4 protein-coding genes are annotated in these 7,795 nt (G+C 34.8%); 1 reads left to right on the forward strand and 3 read right to left on the reverse strand.

Annotated features, from left to right (window positions below; all coding sequences use genetic code 11):
• Positions 1–238: 238 nt before the first annotated feature.
• The 3 genes from CN692_RS05740 to dacB all read right to left on the reverse strand — a co-directional run bounded on the left by CN692_RS05740 (position 239) and on the right by dacB (position 5,885).
• Complete coding sequence (locus tag CN692_RS05740; RefSeq protein ID WP_098118201.1) at positions 239–1,237, reverse strand: NAD(P)H-dependent flavin oxidoreductase; 999 nt, start codon at positions 1,235–1,237, stop codon at positions 239–241.
• A 405-nt stretch (positions 1,238–1,642) separates the two neighbouring features.
• Positions 1,643–2,593 carry a LysM peptidoglycan-binding domain-containing protein gene (locus tag CN692_RS05745; protein ID WP_098118202.1) on the reverse strand — a complete coding sequence of 317 codons (951 nt, stop codon included), beginning with the start codon at positions 2,591–2,593 and terminating at the stop codon, positions 1,643–1,645.
• Positions 2,594–2,990: 397 nt separating this feature from the next.
• Positions 2,991–5,885 carry a D-alanyl-D-alanine carboxypeptidase/D-alanyl-D-alanine endopeptidase gene (gene dacB / locus CN692_RS05750; RefSeq protein WP_098118203.1) on the reverse strand — a complete coding sequence of 965 codons (2,895 nt, stop codon included), beginning with the start codon at positions 5,883–5,885 and terminating at the stop codon, positions 2,991–2,993.
• A gap of 285 nt (positions 5,886–6,170) precedes the next feature.
• Here dacB and CN692_RS05755 point away from each other — a divergent pair, with 285 nt between their 5' ends.
• Positions 6,171–7,625 carry a L,D-transpeptidase family protein gene (locus tag CN692_RS05755; RefSeq protein ID WP_098118204.1) on the forward strand — a complete coding sequence of 485 codons (1,455 nt, stop codon included), beginning with the start codon at positions 6,171–6,173 and terminating at the stop codon, positions 7,623–7,625.
• Positions 7,626–7,795: the final 170 nt, after the last annotated feature.

Raw genomic sequence — 7,795 nt, forward strand, 5'->3', positions numbered from 1 at the left:
CCATAAAAAAATCCACCACAAAAAACACTTACCCAATTAATAGGTTTTATGTCTTCATGGTGGAATAGTTTATTAGCAAATCGTACTAACAGACCAATCCATTTTTTTGTTTACTAAATTGATAGAGTCATAACATCTCTCATACTATGATTCCATCGCTATAAAATAATTATAATCCTAAAATTATAAATAAACAATAGATTCACAATATGCTTATAAAACGCTTACAAATTTTATTTTATTTAACAACAGTAGTCTTTAATTTTCCGAAGTTGTTATTAAGCTTTTCAACAGCCTCATTATACTCTTCTTCTAGCTCATTGATAATGTCCGCAATTGAACTAATTTTTGTTATTGCCCCAACACCATGGCCAGCAGACCAAATTTCTTTCCAAGCTTTCGCACTTGATTCATTTTTCATTCCATCGAAATCGACTTTATCTTTCTTCTTTAATTCCCTAGGATCAAGACCAGCCTTCACAATGCTAGGAATTAACATATTCGCTTTTACGCCAGAAAATGCATCAGTCAATATAAGATCATCTTGTGTTGCATCGACTAACATTTGACGATATTCGTCATTTGCTAAGCTTTCTTTCGCAACAATGAAGCGCGTTCCCATATACGCTAAATCAGCACCTGCAGCTTGAGCAGCTAAAATACTTTTACCTGTCGAAATGGCACCTGCAAGCACAATGATTCCATCCCAGAACGTACGAACACTATCAACAAAAGCAAATCCATTTAAATTCCCAGCATGACCACCTGCGCCTGATGCTACTAGAATTAGTCCATCAACACCAGCCTCTGCTGCTTTCTTAGCGAATTTAATATCACTCACATCAGAAAACACAAGGCCACCATAACTATGTACAATATCAACTACAACTTTAGGAGAACCTAATGAAGTAATAACAAGCTCTGGCTTATGCTTTTTCAAAAGTTCAATTTCTTCTTGTAATCTACTATATGAGCTATGAACGACCATATTCATTGCCCAAGGTGCAATTTTACGCTCAGGCTCATTTGCGCGCGCCAAAGCAAGGTTATTATTTAATTGACCCATCCATTGATCAAGAACCTCAATCGGTCGTGCATTTGGTGCTGGAAATGATCCAATTACCCCATTTAAACAAGCTGCCTCTACTAACTCAGGTCCAGAAACTAAAAACATTGGTGCAGAAATGGCTGGTAACCTAAGTTGAGTCCACCACTTTTCAGGAATTTGTTTATTCATATAAATATCCTCCCTTTTTCTTAAGTGAATATTCTGATTATTAATAATGATACATTAGTAAACTATTATTTTCAACTTCGTATCATGAAAAAACTATATTTTCGCCTATAACGAAACTCTACTCTCATGAATTTGTTATATAAATATACTAAAGCGAATAATAAAAACATAGTCAATTAAACTCCAATCCATTTATATATTCATATTTCATCGTGGATTGAACACAGTGCACTTTCATTTATTGATAGAAAATTATTATTAGGATTTACAAGCTAAGTGAAGGATTGTAGCTACGATTAAATCAACAAAAAATATCTTTCCCTTATATAATTCATTCAAATTTAATAAAAAAACAAAAACACTGGAACCCCTTAATTTGGGAGTTCCAGTGTTTTTTATAGTCTATTAGTTTAATATTGTTACTTTAACTTGTTTTCTTCCGAAATTAATCGCATCTTGCTTATTTGCTACAAACACATCAATGCGATGTCCTTTGATCGCTCCACCAGTATCACCAGCGATTGCTTCACCATAGCCTTCTACATACACTTTACTTCCAAGCGGGATAAGATTTGGATCAACAGAAATTACTTTCATATTTGGATTCTTCTTTAAGTTAATTCCTGTAGCTGTAACGCCGGAACAACCTTTACAAGAAGCTGTATATGCAGTAGCTTCCACTGTAACTACTTTTTTGCTCGTTGCTTTTGGTTTAGATACCTCTTTTTTTGGTGCAGGTACATTTACTTTTGGTTTAGATACACTTTCTTTTGGTGTAGCTACTTCCTCTTTTGGTGTAGCTACTTCCTCTTTTGGTTTAGATACACTTTCTTTTGGTGCAGCTACTTCCTCTTTTGGTGTAGATATACTTTCTTTTGGTGCAGCTACTTCCTTTGTTGGTGCTGCTGCAGTCTTTGGAGACACTGATTCTGACGGCTCAGCTGAAGTAGCTTCTGTTTGTGTTGCAGTATTAGTCACTTCAGATTGAGCAGTATTTTTTACACCTTCAAAGATTAATAGATTTAATCCTGGGTGAATGAGATCAGTATGTAAATTGTTCCATTCTTTAATTTGTGAAACTGTTGTATCATTATTTTTCGCAATATCCCATAATGTATTACCTTCTTCAACTAGATAATGTTTTTCTGGGGCAATTGTTAGTTCATCACCAGGATGAATTAGGTCTGTAGTTAAACCGTTTAACATTTTTGTATTTTCTACTGATGTATTATTCGTGCGTGATAGATCCCAAAGGGTATCCCCTTTTTTTACTGTGATAGTAGCAGCCTGTACATTAGCACTTACAGTTACTGAGAGTACAGTAGCTGCTGTGATCGTCATTAATTTTTTAAGCATTTCTTTTACCCTCCATGTTCCTTCATTTGCTAATTTTCCTAATCGTAACATAGATTTTTCAGAAAAAAAGAACAGGGAGATGATAAATCATTTACGTTCATGGCATGTTTATTACAGGAATATATCTAAAATTATGGAATTATCGGTAAAAAAAGGCATTTACTTTAGCCTCTTTTTAAGTTAAATTCCCTGTGCTACTTGGTACTGAGCTCAACTTATTATCTGCGAAATCAATATTAAAAAATTATTAAATAAATTACATAAATTACATAAAATGATGATTTTTGTATTAGAAACCTCATTTAACCTGATGTAAGAATCCCACTTTAAAAAGGCAAAGCCGTCTTTATAATCATAAAGACGGCTTTGTTGCGCTTAATAAAAGTTTAATTTTTATCTATTTAAATGAAACTCCAGCTAATGCCGTTCCTATTTGATTTTGAGCATTAGTAAGAATGCTTGAAGACGAACTATAACCGTTCATCAATATCGCAAAATACAGATGTTCACCATCTTTAGTAGTCACATAGCCAGACAGTCCGCTCACACCTGTCAGAGTACCAGTTTTAGCATGCAAATTATTCTCAGCAAGTGTTTGGATCATTCGGTTTTTTAATGTGCCATCCACTCCAGCAATCGGGAGAGATTGATAATATACATCAAAAAAAGGTTCTTTACTCATACCGGCAAGTACATTTCCGATTTGACGTGCAGAAAGCATATCATATCTACTTAAACCAGAACCATCTACCATTCTATATGTCGGATCAATACCATACTTTAGTAAACTATCTTTTACAACTTGCGCACCTGCAGAAGAGCTTCCTTCCCCTTTTTTCTCCGCCCCAAGTCGCTTAAGAAGCATTTCGGCATAAAAATTATCACTCTCTTTAGTCATAAAGCCAAGAATATCACGTAGCGGTGGCGAGGATACTTGTGATATTTTCACTTCTCCATCTGTCACAACACCGTTTTTCACCTCTGCTCGCTTTCTAAATTTAATACCCGCTTTTTCCAATTCTTCTTTCATTATTGTACCAGCATACAAAGAAGGCTCTTCTACAGCCATCTGTTCACTACCAGGTTGTACACTTAAAGGTAGGTCTCCTTTTAAGTGAATTATATTTTTACCTCGCTCCTTTTCAACCGTAAATGTGTTTTTCGAATCAGCTTGTACTGTTTTCGATTCATTTATTATTTGCACATACTCAGTTTTAGGTTCCAAATTAAAAGCTACAGGTTTCCCAACTTCACTAGGTTGATAGTTTACTTGAACTGTACTCCTATTTATTGATAGTGCACTTAATGGGGCATTATATCCATATGGTTCATCATCCCATGCCCATCCAGTTCCTAGACGCTGTGTGTCATATTGACTTTCATCAATAATCACATCTCCATTGATTTGAGTAATTCCTTTTTTCTTTAAATCCTCAACTAGTATTGTAATTTTTGTACCGTTCTTTTGGCCAGAAGGATCATCTGACTGCAGTGTTGGATCGCCATAGCCTTTAATTATGATATCCCCGTCTACTTTGCCATGTTTATTTGGAGGTGCTGTTAAATAAAGTTCCGTTTTGAATGTATAGTCTGGGCCAAGTTCTCTAAGTGCAGTAGCTGACGTCAAAAGCTTCATATTCGAAGCAGGTGTAAGTAAATCATCACCATCTCGTTGATATAGCACTTCTTCTCCACTCTTTCGGTCAAGTGAACCTACAACTATTCCTGTCGTTACACCTTTTAAATTTTCTTGATTCAAGATTGGGTCGATCAAAGTAGAAAGTAAAAATGTATCAGCGATTGTTTGAACACCATCACCTGTTTGGTTAGGATACTGACTAAGTAAAACAGCAACCGCATCCTGAAATGCCGTAGCAGATGATGATGTACGAACACCATTTAACAAAATTGAAAATGCAAGCTTATCACCATTTTGATCCGTAACATAACCAGATAAACTATTGATGCCGCTCATAGATCCAGTTTTAGCATGTACATTTTTTTCAGCACTCGTTCCGATCATTCGTGATTTAAGCGTTCCATCAACACCTGCAATTGGTAGCGATTGTTCAAATACTTCCTTATACTCTTGTTGAGACACATATTTCAATAGCTGTGCCATTTGCTTTGGTGAAATTAAATCCATACGTGATAATCCAGATCCATCGACCTGTCTATAGGTTGTATCGATATCTGCTTTTTTGAGAAATTCCTCAATAACGTCTGCTCCTGCATTAAAGCTTCCTTCATTTTTAGCAACTACACCTAATTCCTTCAATAGCATTTCCGCATAGAAGTTATCACTCTGCTTATTTAACTGAACAATCAATTCACTCAGAGGCTGGGAATTATGTACAAGAATCGGAGTACCTGTTGTAATTTTTGTTTTTTCTACTTTTACTTTTTTCTTTAATAAGTCAATTCCTTCTGCATTCAAAGCTCTCTTCCAAACATTTCCTGCAAAAAGTGCAGGGTCATCTATTGCTACATCTTCAGTATAGACCGATGATTGTTTTCCAATCGTACCACTAATAACAACTGAATTCGTCCCACGAGGTCTATCAATTACAAGATTATTATTGCTACCCTCAACTATTTTTGCATTGTTATGTATGGTTACATAATCAGTCATAGGATTCATCCCTAATGAAGGGGCTTCTCCAATAGAACCATCTGGAGTAATAGAAAGACTTATCATATTTTCATGCACAGCTAATGAGCTGATTTGAGCGTTATATCCATATGATTCATCGTCCCACATCCATCCTGCTCCAAGTCGATCATCGTCAAAATAATTATCATCTACCAATATATCGCCGTTAATAGATTTAATGCCCTTGTTTGACATTTCTTTAGCCATATTTCGCATATCTTCTTCTGACAATGATGGATCACCATATCCTTTAACAATTACGTTACCATGCAGTACCCCTTTTTTGTTAATTTGGCCTGTAGTGTATACTTCAGTTTTAAAATGGTAATTTGGAGTTAGTTTATCTAGCGCCGCTGCTGTAACAAACAGTTTTAAATTAGAAGCAGGAACAAATGTTTTATCTGCGTCATACTCATCCAACAGCTCTCCAGTTCTCGTGTTATATACTACAATACCCGCATGCATACCGACTGTGTTTGAGTTTTTTGATAATTGATCTACTAGTCGATCAATTTGTGGAATGGTCTTGACTATTGTTGACGTATCCGTAGACGAAGCATATGCTGGCAGCGTAAAAACTTGCATTGCAAGTACGGAACTTAACAATAATTTGCTACCTATTCGTTTCATTTTCCTCATATTTCCTCTCCCCTTTTTGTTTAAAGTACAAATATTTAAATTCAAAATATTCCAAAAATATCCTTTTTATTTATTTAAATAAATTAAATCCTCAAATAAAATCTATGTTTCTATTCAATCATGCCAAAAAATAATTAGATAAAATTTCCATTCTCGAACAAATAATGACAAAGTTCGACTCGATAAAAATGTAAAATAGTAATAACCAAGTAAATTATGTAATATAATTGTAATCTACGGGTACAAAACTATCATTTAAACTCAGTAACATTTATAAATGGAACAATGGGTATAGGAGGTATTTTTTTGGAAACTACTTTAAATGTTAAAAGAAGTAATAGTAAGCGGAGAAGGTCATTTAATCAAATTATTCCCTGGCATTTCATTTTAATTGGAGTAATCGTTATAATCGCAATTATTGCAATCGGCTATAATCGGGCAAACCACTTTAACGCCCAAATTAAGATTAATGGCATAAAATTAAGTGGATTGAATGCTGACCAGGCACTTAATAAGTTAAAAACTAGCAAACTTAAAAACATAGTTTATGTAGGTGATATGAAAGTATTGGATGGTAAAGATACAAAGATGAGCTTTACCGAAAAAGATCTACCGGCTATTAAAAAAGTATTAAAAAGCCAGCGCACGTTTTTTCCTTCATCTAAAGCAAAAAATTATTCTTTAATGCCAAGTCAATTAGATGAAAAGCAAATGGATGCAATGAATAAACAAATTGAAGAAAAGCTTCTCACTCTAAATAATGGATTAAAAGCGCCACAAGATGCGAAAGTTCATTTGGAACAAGGCAATATTATTGTCTCTAAAAGCATTAACGGTGAACAATATGATGTTGCTAGTCTAGTAAAAGACTTTAAACGTCATGAATATTCTAGTGTAATTCATTTAAAACCTATTTACCTACAACCTATTAAAGAAAACAATCAAATTGTGAAAAATGAAAAGAAAGAACTACAAGCACTACTAGCTCACACAGTTGATTATAAAGTGCAGGATAAAGTTTATTCTTTAAAAGCTAGCGAATTAATTAAAAATGCGTCTGTATCAAAAGATATGAAAGTTACAATTGACAATGCTGATCTAAAAAACAAGATTGCTGACATCAATAAAACTCAGTCTACATTAGATAAAAACTTCCAATTTAAGACCCATTCCGGTTCTGTCATCTCAGTTAAAGGACAAGGCTACGGCTGGGCATTAGATGTGGAGAAAGAATCAAAACAAATTCAAACAGCTTTTGAGTCTGGAAAAAAATCTATTACTGCATCTAACATTTTAGGTCATGGCTGGAATGATGAGGGTTATGGTTATACTACGACCTCAAACAATGGCATTGGCGATACGTATGCCGAAGTGTCGATTTCAGAACAACGTATTTGGCTTTACAAAAACGGTAAATTAGCTATCACAACGAGTGTCGTTACAGGTAAACACATCACTGGTGAGGATACATCAAAAGGAGTATGGTATGTCCTTTATAAGCGAACGCCATCTATACTTAAAGGCTCTCACGTAGGAAGTGGCGCATATGAAGTTCAAGTTGATTATTGGGCACCATTCACAAACAGTGGCCAAGGTTTCCACGATGCTAGCTGGCGAACTAATTGGTCAAATAATGCCTATCTGACTGCAGGTTCAGGCGGCTGCGTTAATACACCACCTAGTATAATGAAAACTGTATTTGATAACCTTAGCACATATGAGCCAGTAGTTATTTATTAAAAGTAGTTAAAGCAGGAAATCCTTGGGGGTTTCCTGCTTTTTCATTTAATGGAATTTATTTAAATATGATAAGTTAAAGAATGTGTTTGGGGATCGCAAATAAATTCTCGCGATCGCAATTAAATTCTTGGAATCGCAATTAAATTCTCGGAATCGCAATTAAATTTCCA

The sequence above is a fragment of the Bacillus sp. AFS002410 genome (assembly GCF_002556365.1).
Classification (GTDB): Bacteria; Bacillota; Bacilli; order Bacillales; family Bacillaceae_G; genus Gottfriedia.

Bases quoted from the DNA above. Each gene is read 5' to 3' on its own strand.
- CN692_RS05740 (WP_098118201.1), bottom strand. From the start codon at position 1,237: ATGAATAAACAAATTCCTGAAAAGTGGTGGACTCAACTTAGGTTACCA.
- CN692_RS05745 (WP_098118202.1), bottom strand. From the start codon at position 2,593: ATGCTTAAAAAATTAATGACGATCACAGCAGCTACTGTACTCTCAGTA.
- dacB (WP_098118203.1), bottom strand. From the start codon at position 5,885: ATGAGGAAAATGAAACGAATAGGTAGCAAATTATTGTTAAGTTCCGTA.
- CN692_RS05755 (WP_098118204.1), top strand. From the start codon at position 6,171: ATGGGTATAGGAGGTATTTTTTTGGAAACTACTTTAAATGTTAAAAGA.